Source organism: Acinetobacter johnsonii CIP 64.6 (assembly GCF_000368045.1).
Taxonomy (GTDB): domain Bacteria; phylum Pseudomonadota; class Gammaproteobacteria; order Pseudomonadales; family Moraxellaceae; genus Acinetobacter; species Acinetobacter johnsonii.
Genome location: NZ_KB849234.1, coordinates 394,865 through 415,233 on the forward strand (window position 1 = coordinate 394,865; position 20,369 = coordinate 415,233).

The 20,369-nt window shown below is 43.3% G+C and carries 19 protein-coding genes and 4 tRNA genes; 2 read left to right on the forward strand and 21 right to left on the reverse strand.

What is annotated here, in order from left to right; genetic code table 11:
• Positions 1-18 precede the first annotated feature (18 nt).
• The 19 genes from tuf to F986_RS05355 all read right to left on the reverse strand — a co-directional run bounded on the left by tuf (position 19) and on the right by F986_RS05355 (position 15,920).
• On the reverse strand, positions 19-1,209 hold the full coding sequence (tuf, locus tag F986_RS05265; protein WP_004692776.1) for an elongation factor Tu: 1,191 nt from the start codon (positions 1,207-1,209) through the stop codon (positions 19-21).
• A gap of 146 nt (positions 1,210-1,355) precedes the next feature.
• Positions 1,356-1,430 (reverse strand) — tRNA-Thr (locus F986_RS05270).
• A 17-nt stretch (positions 1,431-1,447) separates the two neighbouring features.
• Positions 1,448-1,523, reverse strand: a tRNA-Gly gene (locus F986_RS05275).
• A 41-nt stretch (positions 1,524-1,564) separates the two neighbouring features.
• Positions 1,565-1,648, reverse strand: a tRNA-Tyr gene (locus tag F986_RS05280).
• A gap of 54 nt (positions 1,649-1,702) precedes the next feature.
• Positions 1,703-1,778, reverse strand: a tRNA-Thr gene (locus F986_RS05285).
• A gap of 98 nt (positions 1,779-1,876) precedes the next feature.
• The gene (trpE, locus tag F986_RS05290) at positions 1,877-3,370 is read right to left on the reverse strand and encodes an anthranilate synthase component I (protein ID WP_004692777.1); all 1,494 of its coding nucleotides are present in this window, start codon (positions 3,368-3,370) and stop codon (positions 1,877-1,879) included.
• A gap of 112 nt (positions 3,371-3,482) precedes the next feature.
• Positions 3,483-4,151 carry an HAD-IA family hydrolase gene (locus tag F986_RS05295; protein ID WP_004692778.1) on the reverse strand — a complete coding sequence of 223 codons (669 nt, stop codon included), beginning with the start codon at positions 4,149-4,151 and terminating at the stop codon, positions 3,483-3,485.
• Between the two features lie 85 nt (positions 4,152-4,236).
• On the reverse strand, positions 4,237-4,983 hold the full coding sequence (locus tag F986_RS05300; protein WP_004692779.1) for an FHA domain-containing protein: 747 nt from the start codon (positions 4,981-4,983) through the stop codon (positions 4,237-4,239).
• Positions 4,984-5,066: 83 nt separating this feature from the next.
• On the reverse strand, positions 5,067-7,424 hold the full coding sequence (gene gspD / locus F986_RS05305; RefSeq protein ID WP_004692781.1) for a type II secretion system secretin GspD: 2,358 nt from the start codon (positions 7,422-7,424) through the stop codon (positions 5,067-5,069).
• Between the two features lie 39 nt (positions 7,425-7,463).
• Positions 7,464-8,288: a type II secretion system protein N gene (locus F986_RS05310; protein WP_004692782.1), complete on the reverse strand. Its 825-nt coding sequence runs from the start codon at positions 8,286-8,288 to the stop codon at positions 7,464-7,466.
• The gene (gspN, locus tag F986_RS05315) at positions 8,288-8,998 is read right to left on the reverse strand and encodes a type II secretion system protein N (protein ID WP_017397056.1); all 711 of its coding nucleotides are present in this window, start codon (positions 8,996-8,998) and stop codon (positions 8,288-8,290) included. The genes F986_RS05310 and gspN overlap by 1 nt, the downstream gene beginning before the upstream one ends.
• A gap of 197 nt (positions 8,999-9,195) precedes the next feature.
• Positions 9,196-9,519: an H-NS histone family protein gene (locus F986_RS05320; protein ID WP_004692786.1), complete on the reverse strand. Its 324-nt coding sequence runs from the start codon at positions 9,517-9,519 to the stop codon at positions 9,196-9,198.
• Between the two features lie 151 nt (positions 9,520-9,670).
• Positions 9,671-10,099 carry an acyl-CoA thioesterase gene (locus F986_RS05325; protein ID WP_004692787.1) on the reverse strand — a complete coding sequence of 143 codons (429 nt, stop codon included), beginning with the start codon at positions 10,097-10,099 and terminating at the stop codon, positions 9,671-9,673.
• Between the two features lie 7 nt (positions 10,100-10,106).
• Positions 10,107-11,300, reverse strand: a complete 1,194-nt coding sequence (locus F986_RS05330) for a hypothetical protein (RefSeq protein WP_004692788.1) — start codon at positions 11,298-11,300, stop codon at positions 10,107-10,109.
• Positions 11,301-11,304: 4 nt separating this feature from the next.
• Positions 11,305-12,147 carry a hypothetical protein gene (locus F986_RS05335; protein WP_004692789.1) on the reverse strand — a complete coding sequence of 281 codons (843 nt, stop codon included), beginning with the start codon at positions 12,145-12,147 and terminating at the stop codon, positions 11,305-11,307.
• On the reverse strand, positions 12,144-12,923 hold the full coding sequence (locus F986_RS05340; protein WP_004692790.1) for a uroporphyrinogen-III synthase: 780 nt from the start codon (positions 12,921-12,923) through the stop codon (positions 12,144-12,146). The genes F986_RS05335 and F986_RS05340 overlap by 4 nt, the downstream gene beginning before the upstream one ends.
• Positions 12,924-12,935: 12 nt before the next feature.
• Complete coding sequence (gene hemC, locus F986_RS05345) at positions 12,936-13,856, reverse strand: hydroxymethylbilane synthase (protein ID WP_004692791.1); 921 nt, start codon at positions 13,854-13,856, stop codon at positions 12,936-12,938.
• 117 nt (positions 13,857-13,973) lie between these two features.
• Positions 13,974-14,714 (reverse strand): LytR/AlgR family response regulator transcription factor, encoded by a 741-nt coding sequence (locus tag F986_RS05350; protein ID WP_004692793.1) that lies wholly within the window; start codon positions 14,712-14,714, stop codon positions 13,974-13,976.
• 51 nt (positions 14,715-14,765) lie between these two features.
• A complete protein-coding gene (locus F986_RS05355) occupies positions 14,766-15,920 on the reverse strand; it encodes a sensor histidine kinase (protein WP_026056519.1) in 1,155 nt (384 codons plus the stop codon).
• Between F986_RS05355 and argH the strand changes: the two genes are divergently transcribed.
• A complete protein-coding gene (gene argH / locus F986_RS05360; protein ID WP_004692796.1) occupies positions 15,911-17,344 on the forward strand; it encodes an argininosuccinate lyase in 1,434 nt (477 codons plus the stop codon). The genes F986_RS05355 and argH overlap by 10 nt on opposite strands.
• A gap of 12 nt (positions 17,345-17,356) precedes the next feature.
• The gene (locus F986_RS05365; RefSeq protein WP_004692798.1) at positions 17,357-17,629 is read left to right on the forward strand and encodes an oxidative damage protection protein; all 273 of its coding nucleotides are present in this window, start codon (positions 17,357-17,359) and stop codon (positions 17,627-17,629) included.
• Positions 17,630-18,032: 403 nt separating this feature from the next.
• Here F986_RS05365 and phoU read toward each other — a convergent pair whose 3' ends face one another.
• Positions 18,033-18,749 (reverse strand): phosphate signaling complex protein PhoU, encoded by a 717-nt coding sequence (gene phoU, locus F986_RS05370; protein WP_004692799.1) that lies wholly within the window; start codon positions 18,747-18,749, stop codon positions 18,033-18,035.
• An 89-nt stretch (positions 18,750-18,838) separates the two neighbouring features.
• Positions 18,839-20,167: a multidrug efflux outer membrane protein AbuO gene (abuO, locus tag F986_RS05375; protein WP_004692801.1), complete on the reverse strand. Its 1,329-nt coding sequence runs from the start codon at positions 20,165-20,167 to the stop codon at positions 18,839-18,841.
• Positions 20,168-20,369: the final 202 nt, after the last annotated feature.

Consider the following 20,369-nt stretch of genomic DNA (forward strand, 5'->3'; position numbering starts at 1 on the left):
TGTAATTTTATTTTATAATTATGCAGTTACTTTAGCAACTACACCAGCACCAACGGTACGGCCACCTTCACGGATCGCAAAACGTAGACCTGGGTCCATTGCGATTGGGTGGATTAATTCTACTGACATTTCTACATTGTCACCAGGCATAACCATTTCAACGCCATCTTGTAATTTGATCGCGCCAGTTACGTCAGTTGTACGGAAGTAGAACTGTGGACGGTAACCGTTAAGGAATGGAGTATGACGACCACCTTCTTCTTTAGAAAGTACGTATACTTCTGCATCGAATTTAGTGTGCGGCTTGATTGCACCTGGTTTAGCAAGTACTTGACCACGTTGTACGTCTTCACGCTTAGTACCACGTAGAAGAACACCACAGTTCTCGCCCGCACGGCCTTCGTCTAGAAGTTTACGGAACATTTCTACGCCAGTAACTGTAGTTACTTGAGTATCACGGATACCAACGATTTCAACTGATTCGCCTACTTTCACAATACCAGTTTCTACACGGCCAGTTACTACTGTACCACGACCAGAAATAGAGAATACGTCTTCGATTGGCATTAAGAATGCTTGGTCGATTGCACGTACTGGCTCTGGAATATAAGTGTCAAGCGCGTCAACAAGTGCAACAACTGCTTCTTCGCCATACTGACCAGCGTCACCGTTAAGTGCAAGAAGAGCTGAACCACGGATAACTGGAGTGTCATCACCTGGGAAGTCATAAGTAGAAAGAAGTTCACGAACTTCCATTTCTACTAATTCAAGAAGTTCTTCATCATCAACAAGGTCACACTTGTTAAGGAATACAAGAATGTAAGGTACACCAACCTGACGAGAAAGAAGGATGTGTTCACGAGTCTGTGGCATTGGACCATCAGTCGCAGCACATACAAGGATCGCGCCGTCCATCTGAGCAGCACCAGTAATCATGTTTTTAACATAATCGGCGTGGCCCGGGCAGTCTACGTGTGCGTAGTGACGAGTTGGAGAATCGTATTCTACGTGTGAAGTATTAATTGTAATACCACGTGCTTTTTCTTCTGGTGCAGAGTCAATTGCAGCGTAGTCTTTCGCTTCGCCACCGAATTTCTTCGCACATACAGTTGCAATTGCAGCTGTTAAAGTTGTTTTACCATGGTCAACGTGACCGATTGTGCCCACGTTAACGTGTGGCTTATTACGTTCAAACTTAGCCTTAGCCATGCTCATCTTCCTCGTTTACGTCGAACACAGGTATAAACAACTCAGTATCGACACATCGCCTAAAAAATCAAACACCAAATACTTGAAAAGCAGACTAATAAGCCTGCTTCTTTAAAAATTTGTAGAAAATCTACTAAACTGTAATCTGGAGCTCTTATCGAGATTTGAACTCGAGACCTCTCCCTTACCAAGGGAGTGCTCTACCACTGAGCTATAAGAGCAAATATAAAACTTCAAATGGAGCGGGAGACGAGGGTCGAACTCGCGACATGTAGCTTGGAAGGCTACCGCTCTACCAACTGAGCTACTCCCGCACGATGTTGGTACAAAGACCACTTTCTTGAAGTCTTAAAATTGGTGGTGAGGGAAGGATTCGAACCTTCGAAACTTTCGTAGCGGAGTTACAGTCCGCCCCCTTTGACCGCTCGGGAACCTCACCATTTTACACTTACTTCAGTGTCGTTCTTTACTTAACTTACTCAACCCTCTAAGATGGTGCCGGCACACGGATTCGAACTGTGGACCTACTGATTACAAGTCAGTTGCTCTACCAACTGAGCTATGCCGGCGTTTCTTAGTGTTTCGTACGTTTCGTATCGGAACGGTGTGCAGTTTAGCAAAACTCAAAATCCTTGCAAGTGTTTTTTTCAAAAAAAACGTCAAAAACTCACAAAATCAATCCGTTTGATGATAATTCAACCGCTTTGATCACTGCGCGAGCTTTTATTTGGGTTTCATTCCACTCAGATTCAGGATTTGAGTCATAAACAAGCCCCGCTCCTGCCTGAACATAGACCTTATTTTCACGAATAACGCAGGTACGAATCGCAATCGACATATCCATTTCGCCATGCCAGCCCAAATAACCAACAGCACCACCAAAAATTCCACGTTTTACGGGCTCAACTTGGTCAATAATTTCCATTGCACGAATTTTTGGTGCACCTGAAAGTGTGCCTGCGGGGAAAGTTGCTTTAAAAACATCCAAGGCATCTACATCATCACGAACTTCGCCTTGCACATTGGAAACAATATGCATGACATGCGAATAACGTTCGATCACCATTTGATCAGTCACTTGCACTTTGCCAATTTTCGAGACGCGACCGACATCATTTCGACCCAAGTCAATCAGCATTAAATGTTCAGCAATCTCTTTTTCATCCGACAGCAAGTCTTGTTCAAGTGCTAAATCTTCTTCTTTGGTTTTACCACGCGGTCGCGTACCTGCCAGCGGACGCACGGTTGCAATACCATTTTCAAGGCGAGATAAAATTTCAGGGGAAGAACCAACAATATGAAAAGGTTGATTATTTTCCAAAGTTTGCCCTTGCACCAAGAACAAATAAGGCGATGGGTTCAAATGACGTAGCGCGCGATAGACTTGTAAAGGTTCACCATCAAAGTCAGAGACCATACGATGCCCTGGTACCACCTGCATCACATCGCCCGCACGAATATACTCTTTCACCGTTTCAATCGATTCTAAGAATTTTGCTTTGCCCGTGAGTGACTCAAAATGCGGTGCAGTATGCGGCGTGGCTTTTAAACTAATTGGCGTTGCGAGCAAATCTTCCAAAACATCCAGTTGCTGCTGGGCTTGGCTATACGCATCTGCGTCAACTACATCGACATGCACGATCAGGAATAGCGTATCTTTTAAGTTATCAAACACAATCACTGTTTTAGACAACATCATCCAAATATCAGGCAAACCCACTGGATCTGCTTCTGGCGCATTATTTAAACGCGGTTCAATATAACGTACCGCATCATAACCAAAGTAGCCCACCAAGCCCCCTGTAAAGCTTGGCAGAGCAGGTAAATCAGCTTGAGTAGGTACTTTATACTGCGACTGAAAATCTCGAATAAATTGGAAAGGATCTGTACAAGGTTGATTTTCTATAGTGCCATCGGCTTGTTGAATGGTCAGCTCACCCGCGTTGCATGAGAACACGGTAGATTCACCTAAACCAATAATAGAATAGCGTGCCCAGTTCTCCCCACCTTCCACAGATTCAAACAAATAGGCTTGCTTATGCTCTTTCAGGCGAGCAAAGACCGACAATGGTGTCTCAGTATCGGCTAAGCGCTGACGATAGACTGGAATCAGGTTATACCCTGCTGTTTTGAGTTGATCGAATTGAGTTTGCGTTGTCATGAGTGTTCTCTATTTTTTCAATATGGCGTGATTAGTTTTTTAAAATTAGTGGTTTGAGTTTCGCCATCGAAAAGTCATATGTTTACTCATGTTCATTCCTTCGTTTGCAAAGTTACCCGATCAGTTCACACAGATTATCCACCACTTGCTGTGGCTGACAGTCTAAAATATTTTCACCATGATTATAGCCATAGCTGACCACAACACAATCAATACCCGCACGACGTGCAGCCTCAACATCATTGGATGAGTCCCCAATCATTAAGACCTGATCTTTGCTTTGCGCATATTGTTCAACACAGTGTAACAATTGACGCGGATGCGGCTTCCGCTCTTCGAAACGATCTCCACCGATGACATCGGTAAAATAATGATTCATACCTAAATGATCGACAATGGCGCGTGCAGGCGCTTCAGGTTTATTGGTCACACAAATCATGGTTTTCTTTTGTGCCAAGCCCCATTCTAAAAACTCAAGAATGCCATCGAAAGGCTGAGTTTCTACACATGGGTCGGCATTATAAATTTTTAAAAACGTATCCAACAATTGTTGTTGCTGGGCAGGATCAACTTTACCCGTTAAATGCTGCAAGGCACTTTGACAAAACAGCGCAGTTCCCTTACCCACCCAGACCCGCACCTGTGCTTCAGTAACGGTAGGCAGTTGCAATGCATTCAGGCTCATATTCATGGCACGATGTAAATCTGTTGCTGAATCCACCAAAGTTCCATCTAGATCGAAAAGTAAAACCTCTCGCTGTGCCACATTTGCAATATTCATTCACCCTCACCCTTTTTTATCATCTACTGCCCAAAAACAATCAAGGCATGCTTGAGCATGCCTTGATTGTAGTGTGCTCTGCGTTTTATTTGAACATCAGCCAAGCAATAATCGCTAAAATAATCAAAACAATAATCGAGATTAGCCCTAGCGAGGCATTTTTCTGAGTTTCAGACTCTTGGGCAACCTGTGCTTTTGTAGCCTCATTATTCTCAACCTGAGGTGCGCTGCTTGGCGCATTCAAATCCACCCCTGCAGGAATAGGAGCGGGTTTTGGAATACCAACATTTTGCGGCATACCATCACGCGTTAAACTCACATTACCATCGCGTTCTTTTAGCTCAGGCATACCCTGATCGTTCATATGCTGTGCTGCCGTTTTCGGCTGTTCTGGCTCAACAACAAGCGTATCAGCACTCACTTCCGCTTGAGCCGTTTCTGATGCAGCTACCGCTTCAGATGGCTGGCTAATCGGTGTTTCAACCACAGTTGCGCCCAAAGTTGCTGCGTCTACCGATGCCACCACATCTTCTAAAGCTTTCGCAGGCTCAAAGACCGAAAACTTTAAGCTTGCAAACTGGACGATATCACCCTGCTTCAACAAGGTTTCTGCCGCAATTTGCACATCATTCACATATGTGCCATTTGAAGAACCCAAGTCTTGTAAAAACAAAGACTGATCTTTCAGTAAAAAGGCCGCATGTTTACGCGAAATTTCAGATTGTTGTAATAAAATATCCGCTGTTTGATGACGACCGACCAACATATCACGGTCAATGCTAATTTCCTGACCCGTTAATTCGCCAGTAATTGCTTGTATTTTCCAAGTCATGACTTATCTCTCTATGTGCTGATTTATGATAACACAGAGAATATTCTTTACCATTTCACCTCCATAGATGAATGGCAGGACAGCTAGGCTGAACCTATCGAGACATTCTCAGTATATCGCTCAGGGATGGAATAGCTTGTCGATACCACCTGTGCCATGTGTGCCACACGAGCACCTTGAACATTTTCCATTAGGTTCAAGCCAATGTGAGGATGACCCGCTGGGTATAGCTGACGCGAGGTGGTATTTTTAGGAACATTAGCAACCGGCTGTTTACGAATCGCAGGTTCAATGGCGACAGGCGTTGTTTCAACCATCGGCTGCGTTGAGGTTGGGCTGGTTGGCACCTGTTGATACGATTGTGGCAAGGTCGGTTTGGTTGGTGTCACAGGCAAACGCTGTTGGAAGACATCATCGACATTTTCAGGCAACTTGGCAAAGCTACCATCTTTATCCATCGCCAACTGCAAGCTATAAAGCTGACTGTAGCGCTGCTGAGAAAGACGACGTGCAGACTCCCCATCTCCCACAATCGTCGGATGAATGAAAACCAGCAAATTGCGTTTTTGATCTGACTTACCATCTGAGCGGAACAAACGCCCTAATCCTGGTATTGCGCCAAGGCCTGGGATCGATTGGCGTGAATAAGATGTGTTATCTGAAATCAAGCCGCCTAAAACGATGGTATTGCCATGTTCAGCCAAGACTGAGGTTTTAATCGCACGCTTACTGGTAACCAAATCCTGCGCTTCACCTTTATTGGTTTTGACATCCGAGACTTCTTGTTCAATCTCTAAGCGGATGGTGCCACCTTCACCAATATGTGGCACCACCTTAAGCGTTACACCCACATCTTTACGTTCAATGGTGGTGTAGGGGTTAGCTGTACCTGAAGAAGTGGTAGAAACTGAGCCTGTTACAAAGGGCACATTTTCACCCACGACGATATAGGCTTCTTCATTGTCCATAGTGACAATCGATGGGGTAGACAGCAAATTCGACTTGGTATTACTTTTTAACGCTTGGATCATCGCGCCATATAGCCGACGCGAGCCATCACTGCCTTCTTTATAATCCCCAAGGATTAACGAACCACCCGCGCCAATTGCACTTGCAGCCCCCGCACCGCCACCCGTTAAATAGTTTGCAGCAATACTTTTGAGACTCGAACCAATATTGTCAAAATTGATAATCCCAACACCACTACTTAAATCCCCCATCGCCCATTGCACGCCCAACTGGTCGGCATCATTGCCTTCCACCTCGAGAATAGTCGCCTCAATCAGGACTTGCTGGCGACGCATATCCAACTGTTGAATAGCAGACTCAATTTCACGCATCAATTGAGGGTCAGCCTTGACCACCAACGCATTTTGCGAACTATCGGCAATAATACTGACCCCATTACTGTTAAAGCTGGTGATGTTATTCTGATTGCGATTGGACTGGCTGTTTAAGTTAATACTTGGGGTGGAAATCTGTGAAGATGAACCTTCACTCGAACTATTATTTTGGTTATAGCTGGAATTGCTATTGTTATTGCTGTCGTTAGACTGGCTAGAATTAACAGCCTGCCCTGAGACCAAACCTTGTAAAATTTCGGATAAGCTTTTAGCGCTGGCATATTTTAAGCGGAACACTTTCAATCCGCCTAGACGCTCCGCAGCAGGTACATCCAGCATCTCGATCATTTGGCGAATACGTTTACGCGTCGCGGTATCCCCTTTTAGAATAATCCGATTGGTCCGGTTATCTGCAATGATTCGTATTCTGGAACCCTTTAAATCTTTGATCGAGCCTGTTCCGCTCATACTTTCTAGTAATCCAATCATTTCTTCAGCCTGACTCGATTGCAACGACACCGCTTCGATGTCATTTTGTCCCGTCCCATCCAAGTTACGGATGATGGTCTCAAGCTGATAAATATTGCTGGCGCGATCAGACACAATCAGTGCATTGGTGCCATTCACCGCAGATAAATGCGCAAACTGCGGCATCAATGGACGCAGTGCAGGAATCAAGTCATTGGCATTGGTATTTTCCAACCAAATCACCCGCGTCACAACCTGATCGCCTGTGGCGCGGTGACGAACATCATAGGGAATGCCTGAGCTTTTGACATTACTGTCAGGCACAATTTTAATGGTCCGACCAGAAGGAATCGCGACCACACCATTGACATTCAAGACCCCTAAGAACAAGTCGTAGACTTCTTGCTTATTCAACGCTTTGTTTGAAATCACCGTGACATTGCCGCGTACCCGTGGATCAACTGCAAAGTTTTTCCCAGTGATATCCGCAACTTCATTAATAAATGCAGTTAAGTCCGCATCGCGCAGATTAATTTTCCATGTTTGTGCATAGCTGGCTGTACTCACCATGGCAAGCAAAGGCGCTGCGATTGTCAGTGCCCAAACAGGGCGGTGATTCAATAAAGCCATAAATCCAAGTCATTCCTAACTAATATTGGTGATGTTCGATCACTGAAAATTCTGTTGTACCGTAATGATACGATCACCACGTTTCACTTCTATTTTTACTTGTCCTTCACGGCGCGCACGTTCTAACAACTGCGCGTCGTTTTGCCCCTGTCCGATCGTTTGACCATTTAAAGACATAATCTGATCCCCAGCCTGCAAGCCTAAACGGCTTCGCAGTGCAGCTGGTGTTTGCTCAGTGACTTGATAACCCTGCCCTGTGTTATTGGTATTTACACCCAAATCTTTTAAATATTGCTCACGATCTTGTTGTAAGTTCTGTACTGCTTGGCCTAATGCTTGCTGCTCTTGACTCACAGCAGGCACTGCAACGGGTGCTGTTGCTGGGGGCACAATTTGCTGATCTAAATTATCAATCCCTTGAAAGAACAATTCTCGGGTTTGCCCACTGTTATTTTTGAGAATCGCGCGATCCCAATACACCTCTGACAAATAATAAGCGCTGCCTTCGATGTTTTCCCCCACCCGATAGCGCTCTGCTACATTATTTACCTTAATCACGGCAGATGAGAACTGACTGGGTTGCCCAACCACCACACCTTGTAGCTGTAAATTGAGCTGATCATCTGCGGGATTCTTACTTTGCTCTGCAAATAGCGCAAAATTGGTAATATTCGGAACTTGAGGTTGCTGTGAACCCAATTCAACACGTGGCATTTGCATAACTTGTGGTGGCGCCACCCAAAGCCAAAATAAGCCAGCCAACTTCCAGCATAGTGCCAAGATCAAAAGCATTAAGCACAGTGGTGCTACGCGTTCAAATTGTTTGAGATTCAGCTCTGGTAATTTTTGCAGATCAAAACCCATTAAAAGCCCCCACTAAGCAAAGGCTGACGTGAACTCACCACATAACTATCTAGGCCTGCTTTGCCTTGATATGACGGGACATTCAACATGAGACGTTGGGTTAATTGCACATCTAACATCAGACTTGGGTCGATGGTCAGGTTCATCAGTTTTTGTTGTCGTTGATCGCGTAAATCGACCATCAGCTTATTTTGCTCCTGCGACAAACGACCCGCTAAGGATGGAATCTGCATTTGTTGTGGGCGCTGCGTAAAGATATACATGAGTTCGCCGCCTGCCCATTGTATTCCCCCATCCACTTGGTCGAATCCTTGCTCTTTTTTATAATTAAAATCAATTTCTTGTAACTGAATCGCATTACTTGGCCATTGCCAATTGGCCAACGACTTTAACGTTTCGGGTGCAATTTTTCCGTTTAAATCACGCACCATTATTTTTTTTCCAAACCCATAGGCCAAAACGCCTTCAAGCTTGGTATTGGCACTATAAATTTCGAGATTGGCCCCTGCACGAAGAAGCAGTAAATCTAAAGGTCGGGTGGTCCAAAGCACAGTTCCACGTAATTTTCCAGTTTGCCAATCGGCCTGTCCATGCCAAATATTACCGCTGACGTTATGTAAAACTTGGTTGTTTTTATAAAATTTTGCAATGAGCCATGCCGCAGGAATTTGCAGCAAAACAAAAATTAAAAAGGCAACGACTGCAAACATCCACCACGTGATGTATCTAGGTTTTGTGATTCTCCCACCACGAACTTTCAATTATTCTTCCTTGCTTCATTTCTTGTCTTTCTTTGATAGACATTATGCATAATTTTACAACAACACCAAACTTTAACTATAAAAAAAACCAAGCAGATGATGCTTGGTTTTTTGAGCTTATGTCACATCTGTGACAAGGTGATGACTTAGATTAGAAAATCTTCAAGCTTCGCACCTTTTTCTAACTGAGCCACTAACCAACGTGGTTGCTTACCACGGCCAGTCCATGTCTCAGCAGCATTGCCTTTGTTACGGTAACGCGGTTCAACCGACTTACGTGTGCCTTTTTTACGCTTGGTCGCGCCAAACTCTAAAATTTGTTCAATGCTTAAGCCTACATTTTCCGCAATCGCATTAATTTGAGTATAAGCATCTTCAATTGCTTGATCTTTTTTAGATGCAATTAAAGCTTCCGCTTCGATTTGTAGACGCTTTAACTCTTCTACGGATAAATTACTAATATCTGGCATTACATTAACTCCATTAACCAACATTTTATTTACTGAGTCTATTTAATAGTATTTTGATTAGACCAAAGACTCAACTCATCCATGACTTAAACAACAATACTTAGACAATATTTATATAGTCTAACGACTTTTAAAATAAATAAAAAGAGATTTATATTTGGTGACCGACGGTTAACTCAAATTCTTTGAGTTTTTGATGCACCAGTTCAGGAATTAATGTTTTCTGCATATTGGTTTTATCGACACAAACAATGACCGCTTCTGCTTCCGCAACTAACGCTTGTTGCTGTTCACTCCATAATAAATAATGCATACGAAATGCACTATTTCTGAGTTCTTCAATACGCGCACTAATTTTTAATTGGTCTGGATAAAATACTGGTTTTAAATATTTGCACTGATTTGATGCAACAACAGTTAGTACATCCGCAGATAAAATACCCGTATGTTCAATATAAGCCAAACGCGCACTTTCAACATAACGATAATACATTACATTATTAACATGACCAAAGGCATCCATATCTCCCCAAGCCACGTGTTGAGTATAAACCAATGGGTAATCTAAAACGCTCTGCATTATGCACCTATATTTTCATTTCTACAAAATTTGCATTATTTTCAAAAATTAAATTTAACTGTTTAATTAAATCTTCATCACCATTTAAAGTCGATTTGATTCTTAAATAGTTCATTAATACATTATCGGGATATAAACTTAATAACGCATCTGCCTGCTCTTGCATGCCTAAAGCAATATAAATATGCCACTTGGCAAAACTCAAAACCGGCACACTCGTATACTTCGCTTCCCATGCTTCAATGTGTTGCTGCAAGTCCACATAATCGGGTTGCTGTTTCAAAAGTTGCTGCTGGAACCACAAATAAAATACTTCCGAATTAAACTGCTGATTGAGCAAATAAATCGACAAGTGTTCGTGCTGTTCACTCATGTCTGGCATACGTGCTAATAACTTAAGCCACAGCAGTTGAACATCATAACTGCGGCTGAAAATCTGATCAGACAAGTCCAAATAACGTTGTTTTAAATCCTCTAAATTTTCATAATTGGCTTGATCAAATTTTATCAATAAACGCTTCAGCCATGCTTTTTTCACATCTTGATCTAAATGACCATATTGGGTTGAGCGTAAATACAGCCACGGAAACTGAATCGCAAAACGCCCCCATAGCTCTTTTAAACACGCTTCATAAGCGGTTTGCACATCTTTAAGCCAAGGTGAAAGTTCATGTTGATTGAGAAACTCTAGATGGGTTAAAGCCTGTTCTGCATCTTCTTGTGCTAAAAACAGTTCAATACGCTGCAGTTCAGCCAACTCAAAAGCCATGGCATTGCTTTGGCTCAAGGCGCTTAAGGCTTCAGGGAACTGCTCCTGCATCAAATATAAACGTGCATCGATTATACTTTTGAGCAAGCCCGACTGCGCGAAGGCATTTTGAATAAAGGCTTGTTGATCTCGACCTGCATCCAACAGCCAAATCACAGCCAGTTGTTCATAAGGATGCAAACTTTTAAAATCAAAAACAGTTTCCGCTTTGCGTTTTTCTCGACTGAGATACCGTTTTAGCCCCAACCAAACCAAATGCAAGCTAAAACTAAGCAGTGCTAGCGCAATAAATACAATCCAGAGATTGGTTTGTAACTGCCAGTCATGCCAAAACACGTAGACATAACCCGCACCATGCCCATAACTCAAGACACTCAACACAGCAATTGCAATTAAACTCACCAAACCATAAGCAATCAGTATTTGTTTCATTCCATTACCCCAACAACGCACGCGTACTTAAAATAGGCGTTGGGACAACCACCAATGTTTTCAGCTTATTCAGCTGTTTCAGCAGCTCTTTGGCTTTAGGGTCTGGAAGTTGCTGGATCAACAGCATCACTTCGGTTAAGTCTTTTTGATATTCGGTATATTGCCCTGCAGCTAAGGCTTGGCGTGCCAACAATAAACGTAACTGAGCTTCTTTAAGCACGATTTGTCGTTGCATTAATGCTGTTGCAGGTGCTTGCGCAGGTTCGAGCCTCAACCATTGCTTCCAAAAGGGTTCGGACGGATCGCGTGTGGTGTTTAACTGAGGTTGTTGTATTTCCCGACTTAAGACCTGATCAATTTGTTGCAACTGACGGTTAATCAGCGCTTGCTGCTCATTGCGCTCAGCCACAAATTTCTGAATGGTTTGCATATCTCGCGCTATGACCTGATGCAAACTTTGCTTCAACGCCACAGCCAAGTTATATTTTTCCAGCTGCATATCTAAAAAAGCCAACTTATCAGTGGCCACCACATACTGCTGTTGCTTTAAGGCAAACTCAACCAAGTCCAGCTGTTGCTTAATAAACAAAATTGGATCAATGCCTTCAACCACCAATTCGGCAGGTTGGCTAATCGTCGCATTCGCTGCTGTTGGGTTTTGTTTCAACGTTTCTTTTTGACGCTGCATAGCCACGACTTGATCGTTCAAATTGGCGCTGCGCTGTTCGATTTGGTGCATTTCATTGAGCAAAGTGGCTTGCTGTGTACTCAGTCCCCACACGTCATAACTTAGCTTCGCAATCCACGCCAATGCAGCCATCAATACAATGATAAGAATCTTCTTCATGCGTTCCCTTGCTCACTTTGTAACAACTGTACAATCGTGGCTGTCTTTAAATCTTTCAGTACACTCATTTTAAACGACACATGCATTTGCTGTTGATACTGCTTCAAGATCTGAGCCAAACGCTCACCCAACACCAAAAAGTGTCCCTTTTGCAGGAGCTGAATATTTGTGTCCAGCAGAGCTAACCAATTCAGCCAACTGGCCTCACTGCTGATCAGTGCGACGTAGTGATTATGTTCTGATAAACATTGAATCAATTTAGCCTGTTGCTGCATCGTTTCATTTGGACAGCGACGCTCATACAAAACAAAGTTCAGTATAAGACGCCCGTGTTGCATTAAGGTGTCCATCATAAACTGACGCCCACCTTCTCCTCGCCAAAATGCAATGCTCGCATCACTGACCATGTTCTGCAAAACAGGCAGTTGTAACATCCCTTCAGAGGTTTCCACCTCAGGCACTACACTGTCCAAACCATATTCAGCCAACGCCTGCGCTGTTTTTTGTCCGACTGCAATCCATTGAATATGCTGTAAATCAGACACCATTAAACCGCTTTGCAGCAAATGTGCCATACCAAACTGCACAGCACTGGGGCTAACCACCACAATCACTTGGGTGTGCGCTAACTGCTGATACAAGCGTGCCAGGTCATGATCCCATGCTCTAGGCAACAACTCCAGTAACGGCAATGGATAGACCTCAATAGCTTGTTGCTCTAGTGCCATCGTGAGGCTTGCCGCGCGATCAACAGGGCGCGTATTAATAAACAGCATCGTTAAGAAATATTAGTGATAAAAGGCTTTGAGTAAATCACCTGCACCTTGAGCCAATAACTCTTGTGCAAGAACAACACCCAAATGCTCGGCTTCAGCGGCATCACCCGTCACTTGTGCTTTGAGGAGCGTTTGCCCATCGACACTCCCCACACGCCCTTCGAGCTGGATGCGGTTGTCTGCTAAAGTGGCATAGCCTGCAATAGGTACCTGACATCCACCTTCAAGATAAGCATTGAAAGCACGTTCAGCGCGAACACAGGTATCGGTTTCTATATGTAATAAAGGATGGATTAAATCCAATACCGCTTGATCATTTGCACGACACTCTAGCCCTAAAGCGCCCTGACCCACGGCAGGTAAACTCAACTCTGGGCGAATGGTATGACGGATACGCTCTGCCAAACCCAAACGTTTTAATCCAGCACTTGCCAAAATAATGGCATCGTACTGACCTACATCCAATTTAGATAAACGCGTTCCCACGTTGCCACGTAAATCGATAATCTCTAGGTCGGGTCGTTGTTTTAAAATTTGGCATTTACGGCGTAAACTAGAGGTGCCGACCTTTGCTCCTTGTGGCAATGCATCAAAACTCGCATAACTATTCGACACAAAGGCATCTAAAGGATCTTCACGCTCACAAATGACGGCCAGCGATAACCCCTCTGGCAAAGCCATTGGAACATCTTTCATCGAATGCACTGCCAAATCGGCACGACCATCCAACAAAGCGGCTTCAAGCTCTTTGACAAATAAACCTTTTCCACCAATTTTTGCCAATGGCGTATCTAAAATTTTGTCCCCTTGGGTAACAAAAGTCACCAACTCTACTGTGAGCCCCGCATGCAGTGCTTCTAAACGAGCACGAATATGTTCAGCTTGCCAAAGAGCAAGCGGGCTTTGTCGAGTAGCGATCTTCAGGGTTTTCATAAATTTTAGTATGTGCCAATAAGAATGAAACTATCTTAAACTGAATTTCCCCCATTGGAAATGTATTCAGCCTAAAGCGTCCCGTCTCATCAGCAGCAGAATCATTAAATTGGCATGCTAAAGCCTATGTAAGCGCTCTCGCAAGCCCGGTAAATGCCGTCGACTCACCGCTAGACGCTCATCTAACTCACGGCAACGCACTTGATACTGCCCAGAGTTGACCACTTCAAGCCCTTCTAAAAAGTGAACTGAAACCAAGGCATTACGGTGGATACGAATAAAGGCATCCCCAAACTCATACTCTAAGTCTTTTAAGGTTTCATCAATTAAGACACTGCCGTTTTTGTGGCGTACCGTGACATATTTTTGATCCGCCAAAAAATAGTAAATATTTTCAATGGGAACCAATTCCACACCACGATAGGTTTTCGCTGCGATTTGATGTCGCTTTATGTTAAATTCATCCATATTTTCTTTTTGTTTTATCTCGCTCATTTGAGCTTGGGTTAATTTAGTGAGGTGACCAAGCACCTGTTGCAATTCCTGTTGCATCACTGGTTTTAATAAATAACCTTCAGCATGTGACTTAAATGCATCGAGCGCATGTTCATCATAAGCTGTACAAAACACCAAAGCAGGCATCGGTTCAAGTTGGCGCAAATAATGCGCACAGGTCAAACCATCCATTTCTGGCATTTGAATATCTAAAAGTACCACATCTGGTTCATATTGTTGAGTTAATTCAATTGCTTGTTGACCATGTGAGGCTGTTGCCACCACTTGATGTCCGAGCTGACTCACCAATCTAGACAAACGTTCGATTGCTAAAGGCTCATCATCACAAATTAGGATGTCCATTTATCTCCTCCCCAACAGTCACCTTGTTTATTTTTATAGGTTCACTGCGGCTTATTTATATTGATACTGCACAACAGTGGTATACATTCCCTCCCCTGCATAGGTTTGAAAGCTCACAGTTCGCCCAAAATATGCCTCTAGACGCTGCTTCACATTTTCAATGGCAATACCATGTCCTTGTCGTTTATGAATTGTTTCCTTTGTAAATGGGTTAGTTATGACGATATTAACTTGATTTTGCAATATTTCAATCAGTACACTTATCGTACTCTTAGTTAAAAATTTTTCAACACCATGAAAAATACTATTTTCAAGTAAAGGTTGTAAAGTTAAGAGTGGAATTTGTACCTGCTTACACAATTCGGCATGCTCGATTTTCCATTCAACCTGTAAACGATCCCCCAAACGAATTTGCTCAATCGCCAAATAACGCTGACACAACTCAATTTCATCACTGAGCTTGACCAGTTTTAACTCTTGGAAACTGGCTCTAAACAGACGCGATAGATTGAGCAACATCTGTTCGGCTTTATCTGGGTCAATCGCAATTAGGCAAATCACATTGTTTAAACTATTAAACAAAAAATGCGGGTGGATACGGGCTTGCATCGCCTGCACCCGCGCATTCAGCTCACTATTTTGCTGCCTAAACCATTGCTCTCTTAGGTACAAATAACGAAAACAAAAGCTGCCCAACAGCAAGCCATAACCCAAATGCAAAACCACATCATTCCATAAGATGGCTGAAGTCAAACCATTGAAACTAAAATTAGCTCCAAAGAAGATCAGTATATTAAGGCTGAGCGTGGTCACCAACACAATGATCTGCAATAGAAAAAAGCCTGACAATAAAGTCATACCTAGACTCAAATCTTGCAACTTTTTTTGCCCATGTTGCATTAGCGCAGCAAAAGACAGTAAAACCCAATTGATGTACAGCATATAGCCCAGCACATGCTCAAACACCAAGTTTGACCAAGACTGTGCCTCGGCCAAAGCCAACAGCATGGCCAACAAATTTCCACCAACAAATAATTCCAACAAATGCGGCCATTGCACGATTTTGCTAAATAAATAAGAGATATTTGGCTTAGCCATACTGGAAGTTAAACTTTGCGCATCTTGAACTTCGGCAAGTTGTCTTGAATTTGTTATACTCATGCGAGTTCTACCGCTTTTTATCTTATTGAGCCGACATGACCACATCTTCTAATTCCTCAAATCCGTCACAAGCCCAAACTTCGGGTATGTGGGGCGGTCGTTTCTCTGAAGCTACTGATGCCTTTGTTGCTGAATTTACAGCATCTGTACAATTTGACCAACGCTTTTATAAACAAGATATTGCAGGTTCTATTGCTCACGCGACCATGCTTGCAAAAGTTGGCGTTCTGACAGAACAAGAACGTGATGACATCATCAATGGCTTAAACACCATTCAAGCTGAAATCGAAGCGGGTCAGTTCGAATGGCGTATTGACCTAGAAGATGTGCACATGAACATTGAGTCGCGTTTGACTCAACGGATTGGCATCACAGGTAAAAAGCTCCACACCGGTCGTAGCCGTAATGACCAAGTGGCAACCGATATTCGCCTCTATGTCCGCGATGAGATCGATGCCATTTTAGAATTACTAAAAAAATTACAAAAAGGTATTTTGAGTATTGCTGCGCAAAACACACATACCATTATGCCGGGCTTCACCCACTTACAAACGGCACAGCCCGTGACTTTTGGTCACCATCTGTTGGCATGGTTTGAAATGTTAGTACGTGACTCTGAGCGTCTCATTGACTGTCGTAAACGTACTAACCGTATGCCTTTAGGTTCAGCAGCACTTGCGGGTACCACTTACCCAATCGACCGCGCATTTACAGCAGAGTTACTGGGTTTTGAAGCTGTTTCTGAAAACTCACTCGATGCAGTATCTGATCGCGACTTCGGTATTGAATTCAATGCTGCGGCTTCTCTGATCATGATGCACTTATCACGTATGTCAGAAGAACTGATTCTTTGGACGTCTGCACAGTTTAAGTTTGTAAACATTCCAGACCGTTTCTGTACTGGCTCTTCAATCATGCCACAAAAGAAAAATCCAGATGTGCCTGAGTTAGTGCGTGGTAAAACAGGCCGTGTCTATGGCGACTTGATGAGTTTGTTAACACTGATGAAAGGTCAACCGTTGGCGTATAACAAAGACAACCAAGAAGACAAAGAACCGTTGTTTGATGCGATTGATACCGTGCGTGGCTCGCTCATGGCTTTTGCAGACATGATTCCTGCTTTGGTGCCAAACATCGACATCATGCGTGAAGCAGCGCTGCGTGGTTTCTCAACCGCAACTGACTTGGCTGATTACCTTGTGAAAAATGGCGTGGCTTTCCGTGATGCACATGAAATTGTGGGTAAAGCTGTTGCTTTAGGTGTTCAAGAGTCAAAAGATCTTTCTGAATTAACTTTAGAACAACTTCAACAGTTCTCTGACTTAATTCAAGCGGATGTATTTGAAAAAGCACTAACCCTTGAAGCGTCAGTCAATGCACGTAACCACATTGGTGGAACTGCACCTGCGCAAGTCGAAGCTGCCATTGAACGTGCCCATGCGCGTTTAGAAAAACTTTATGCTCAATAAGGACGTCTAGATATGACTCGACAAGTTTTTTGCCGTAAATATCAAACAGAAATGGAAGGTTTAGACTTTGCACCGTTTCCTGGTGCAAAAGGCCAAGAACTTTTTGAAAACATCTCCAAGCAAGCTTGGGGAGAATGGTTAAAGCACCAAACCACTTTAATCAATGAAAAACGCTTAAATGTGTTTGAACCTGATGCGAAAAAGTTTCTTGAAGAACAACGTGAGAAGTTCTTTAACAATGATGAAAGCTTAGAAAAAGCAGAAGGCTTAAAGCCTGAGGCGTGATAAAGCGTTGCACATTTGAAAAGCTCCGACATCGGGGCTTTTCTTTTTATTCATACAATGTTCTATCCAAGCACAGGGATGACCAAACCCCAAATAGATGACATATTAATGACTCAATCAGACTATAGAACAGCTATTTGTATCTAAATAATTAAGTGTAAACATAGCGCTACACAACCATTGCAAAACTCAACATTACACTACAAGAACCTACATGACGCAGAAAAACATCTTTCCTATAATGGCATTCAAGGATAGAGGGAAACCTCTTATCGATAACGATAAATATCCCCGATTTTAGTCTCAGATTTCCCCCAAAGTCTGAGATTTTTTTTATCCGAAAATTAAGCAACCATTAAAAAGCACAACCGAAGTTGTGCTTGAAAAATAAGTTTCGCTTTTTTTATTTTTGGATATGTTTTTCAACTTCTTCAAAACTGGTATGACGTACATCCAAACCTTTCACCATGTAAATCACTTGTTCAGAGATATTACGCGCATGATCGCCAATCCGTTCTAATGAACGCAATACCCACATCACATTAATCACACGGGCAATATGACGCGGGTCTTCAATCATATAAGTCATCAAAGTACGCGTTGCAGATTGATATTCACGGTCAATATCAGCATCGGCCATCATCACACGTAGCGCTTGTTCTGCATCTAAGCGTGCAAAAGCGTCTAGGGCATCATGAATCATGACACGGACTTGGTTACCAATATGACGCGTTTCCATATAACCGCGAGGGGATTCGCCATCTTCACATAAGCTTTGCGCAATACGAGCAATTTTCGCCGCTTCATCACCAATACGCTCTAGGTCGGTATTGGCTTTCGACATCGCAATTACCATACGCAAATCAATCGCAGCAGGATGACGACGCGCCAAAATCAAGGTCAAGGCCTCATCAATTTCACGTTCGAGCTGATTCACCGCATTGTCTTTAAACTGGACATCGACCGCTAAGTTGGCATCAGTGTCGAGTAGCGCATGAATTGCATTTGCCACTTGTTGCTCTACCAAACCACCCATGGTCATAAATTTGGTGTTCACATCCTGCAAATCTTCGTTGAATTGCGAAGAAATGTGATGGTTTAAAACAGGACTATTTGGCAAAGGACGTACTCCACAGCAACATCATGAGGGACTAAAGATTGAGCGATATTAAAGCATAGCAATTGTGAAGATTTGATGACAAGACCCTTTTATAAGCGTGCTTTGTCCACCAACCATGCATTCATTTCTTGAATATCTTGTTCAGTCAACTTACCCACAGATGCCTTTAAATGCAAGACATTGATCAGATAGTCATACCTAGCATTGACATAGTCTTGCTTGGCTGAAAAGGCATTGCGCTGTGCCAGTAAAACATCGACCATGGTTTTTAAGCCCTCTTGATACTGCGCTTGGGAGGCACGAGAGACGAGGCTGGATGATTCCATGGCAGCTTTACGTGCTTGCAACTTGGCTTGGTCTGTTTCCACTTGTAAATAAGACTTTTTCACCTCGGTATTGGCTTTACGGATAGCTGCATCCAATTCAGCTTCAGATTTTTTGACGTTAACAGCGGCTTTTTGAATCGACTTCTTGGTTCGCCCCCCCGTATAGACATTCCAATTCATCTCAATACCAATCTGATCAAAGTTGCCTTTGGCCGACATAATATTCTCAGGCGTCTGCTCACTATAACCATAGCTTCCCACAGCTTCAATTTGCGGATACAACGCAGCTTGTTCAACCCGTTTTTGATCTTCAGCATAGCGCTGTTGTAAACGTGCCTGCTGAATGCCTAAGTTCTGTGCGAGAGCTAAATTGGTCCATGCCGAAAGCTCTGCGGGATAAGGTTTTTGAAACTGAAAGTCTTCACGCAACACTGCCAAGTTTTCTTGATAAGGCCCGATAATTTGCGCCAGTTGTTCATGCGCCAAGACCAGTTGTACATGCGTCGCAATGCGGTTGGCCTGTGCGCTTTGGTATTGTGCATTGGCTTCACTCACATCACTTTTTGCCACCAAACCCTCTCTGAGTTTGGCATTCATCATATTCAGTTGCTCAAGTAGAGTCCGTTCTTCTTGTAAATTGGCTGCGGTTAAACTTTGTTGGCGCAGTACATTAAAATAGGCTTCCGTCACCGCTAAAATGTGTTGCTGTCGCTGTAGCTGTAAATTGACTTCACTTAAACTGAGGGAGGTCTTGACTTGTTTCAACCCTTCCCACGCATCCCAACGAAAAAGGGGTTGGCGCGCCGTAATCGCCACTTGTTTGGTGGTGGTCGTATCGGGCATGGAAAGAACCGAACTCACCTGCCCAATGGGTTGATTTTTTCGAGTCACATTCCCAGACAGACCAATGGTAGGTAGTAAATTGCCTTGTGCAATGCCTAAATTGAGTTGATCTGCTTCATATTGGAGTAAATTGGCTTGCCAGTTGGGATCATTGACTTTGGCGCGTTGTAAAGCGTCGACCAAATCCAAGGCATGACTCCACGGCGCGAAAAACAACACACAGCTGGCTAGGATACATTTAATCTTCATTGTTTTCAGTCAACCTTTCCGCCTCACTGGCCTCGTTCTGAGCAACGCTATACTAAAACGGGTTGTCATTTTTTTCGTATATTTTTTATTGCACTGGTTACAATAGCGCCCACTAATTTGTTCATTATGAAGTAAATATTAAACAGTGTCACAGCCCGTTCAACAAACTCATTCACAATACTACACATTAAAAATTCCATTC